Origin of the sequence: Asticcacaulis sp. YBE204, assembly GCF_000495855.1 — a bacterium.
In the GTDB taxonomy this organism is placed as follows: domain Bacteria; phylum Pseudomonadota; class Alphaproteobacteria; order Caulobacterales; family Caulobacteraceae; genus Asticcacaulis.
Genome location: NZ_AWGF01000018.1, coordinates 1 through 1,422 on the forward strand (window position 1 = coordinate 1; position 1,422 = coordinate 1,422).

Sequence of the window (1,422 nt, forward strand, 5' to 3'; positions counted from 1 at the left end):
ATCGTGCCCCAGGGCGTGGTGTAATTGAGCGCTCGGCCTCAATGATTTCCGGACGGGTCCGGGCTTTGATCAGTTGGCCACGGCGGGCATACTGATAAGCGGATCATCGCTGACTTGTGCGATGGTTTCAAGGGTGATGTAGCGCCCGCGCTGGACGGCCCACTCGTCGTTCTGTTCGAGCAGGATGGCGCCGACCAGTCGGGTAATGGCGTCGTCGTTTGGGAAGATGCCGACGACGTCGCAGCGGCGCTTGATTTCCCCGTTAAGTCGCTCGATCGGGTTGGTGCTGTGCAGCTTTATCCGGTGTTCCTTTGGGAAGGTCATGTAGGCCAGGACATCGTGCTCGGCTTCGTCCATGATGGTTGCCAACTTGGGCATTTTGGGCCTGAGCTGGTCGGCAACGTTTCGCCATTGTGAGCTTGCGGCTTCCGGCGTCTCCTGGGCGAAGGCCGTGCCGATGAAGGCTGAGACGACCCGGCGGCCACTCTTGCCGGCGTGGGCGCAGACATTGCGCATGAAGTGGACGCGGCAGCGTTGCCAGGTGGCGTTGAGCACCTTGGAGACGGCGCCCTTGATGCCGACATGGGCATCCGAGATGACCAGCTTGACGCCACGCAGGCCTCGCCGCGTGAGCTTGCGCAGGAACTCCGCCCAGATTGGCTCAGCCTCGGAAGTGCCGACCTCCAGGCCCAGAACCTCCCGGCGGCCATCGCTGTTGACGCCGACAGCGATGATGACGGCGACGGAAACGATCCGCCCACCACGGCGGACCTTCAGGTAGGTGGCGTCGATCCAGATATACGGCCACTCGCCTTCGATCGGACGGTCGAGAAACGCTTTCACGCGCTCATCAATTTCCTCGCAAAGCCGGCTAACCTGGCTTTTCGAGATGCCGCTCATTCCCATCGCCTTGACCAGATCGTCGACCGAGCGCGTCGAGATGCCCTGGACATAGGCTTCCTGGATGACAGCCGTCAGCGCCTTTTCAGCCATCCGCCGTGGCTCCAGAAAGCCCGGGAAATAACTGCCTTTGCGAAGCTTCGGGATGCGCAATTCGACCGTGCCCGCGCGGGTTTCCCAATCGCGCTCACGGTAGCCGTTGCGCTGAGCAAGTCTGTCACCGCTCTTTTCGTGGTAGCCCGCGCCGGTCACGGCGCCGACCTCCATCGCCATAAGCCGTTCGGCCGCGAAGCCGATCATCTCGCGCAACAAATCGCTGTCGGACGTCTTCTCAACAAGCCCTTTCAGGGCCATCATATCCTTGGTCATCGGTGTTCTTCGTTCTGGTGTGAGTGTGAGAACCCAAACCATATCCGAAAATCACTGATGACCACCCGCTGCGCTTAGGCTCGCTTTGCCCTTTGGACGGGCAGCGAGCCTGCGCTACGCTCCCGGCCAATTACACCACTCCTGGGGACGCGA

General features: G+C 61.4%; 1 protein-coding gene. It reads right to left on the minus strand.

Features of this window, described 5'->3' with window-relative positions; translation table 11 throughout:
• Positions 1–69: 69 nt before the first annotated feature.
• Positions 70–1,269, minus strand: coding sequence for an IS256 family transposase (locus tag AEYBE204_RS37300; RefSeq protein WP_023463766.1), 1,200 nt, complete (start codon positions 1,267–1,269; stop codon positions 70–72).
• Positions 1,270–1,422: the final 153 nt, after the last annotated feature.